This window comes from Neptuniibacter sp. (assembly GCF_024231755.1).
In the GTDB taxonomy this organism is placed as follows: domain Bacteria; phylum Pseudomonadota; class Gammaproteobacteria; order Pseudomonadales; family Balneatricaceae; genus Neptuniibacter.
Genome location: NZ_JAAEQH010000192.1, coordinates 1 through 798 on the forward strand (window position 1 = coordinate 1; position 798 = coordinate 798).

Annotated in this window: 2 protein-coding genes; both read right to left on the minus strand. The window is 45.5% G+C overall.

The genetic code is table 11. The features are described 5' to 3' along the window. Positions 1-157: 157 nt before the first annotated feature. Positions 158-313, minus strand: coding sequence for a hypothetical protein (locus tag GY843_RS10090; RefSeq protein WP_297309143.1), 156 nt, complete (start codon positions 311-313; stop codon positions 158-160). A 201-nt stretch (positions 314-514) separates the two neighbouring features. Then, positions 515-798: hypothetical protein (locus tag GY843_RS10095; protein ID WP_297309144.1), on the minus strand; the 284-nt coding region annotated here is incomplete at its 5' end.

Here is a 798-nt window from a genome sequence, read left to right on the forward strand (position 1 = left end):
CGGAACGAAGGGAAGGGGACGGAAATTGAACATTGCATTCCACAGCGGAACGGATAGAGACGGATAAAGTTGTCGAGCTGCATTAGCGAGGCAGCGGATAGTTGGCTCGGAATGACAGAGCGTTGTAGGCGGCTGATGTTGTAATGGTAAGTTCGGCTCAGAACGTTCCGAATAGCGGTGAGAGAGGGTTCAGGCAGAAAGGAAGTTGTTGTAATAGCATCGGCAAGATCTTCAGAGGAGATGGGAAATTGACAGTTTCGGCACTGACAGTAGTCCAGTTGTATTTGCCTCGTTGTTGGTTGTAGGAATCCATACCTAGCCTGAGAATAGATACATCCTAACTACTAAACAAAGCATACATATTCAATTCGTAAACTTATCATCCTATTATAGCTTATCTATGGTAGTTACAATTTTTAGCCATAAGTTTAGAGTAAATTTGCTAGTTTAGTTAAAGTTATAAGTGGTTGGTAAGTCATAGCATGCAGACAACTTGGGTTAATGGTTAGGATTGTCAGTTGGTATTAGTCAGCGGGAAATTGAAGTTAATCAGCTGATGCACGAGAAAACGAACGCAGTATTTCGGCATGCTGTAAGCCCAGTACGGACAGGTAGAGACCTGAGCACGAAGTGGTTCACGGCAAGCGAACAGCGGGACTTGACAGTAAACAGCACTCGGGATCCAGTAGACTGCATGCGGCATCATCATCACGCCCTCTACATAGTTCCACGGGTCGTCGGGTCCTTGACAATAGGCACCCTTGCCGTAGATGATTTCGATTGCAACCAACGTCACAA

Excerpts from the sequence above, each read along its gene's own strand:
- GY843_RS10090 (WP_297309143.1), bottom strand. The coding sequence starts at position 313 with ATGGATTCCTACAACCAACAACGAGGCAAATACAACTGGACTACTGTC.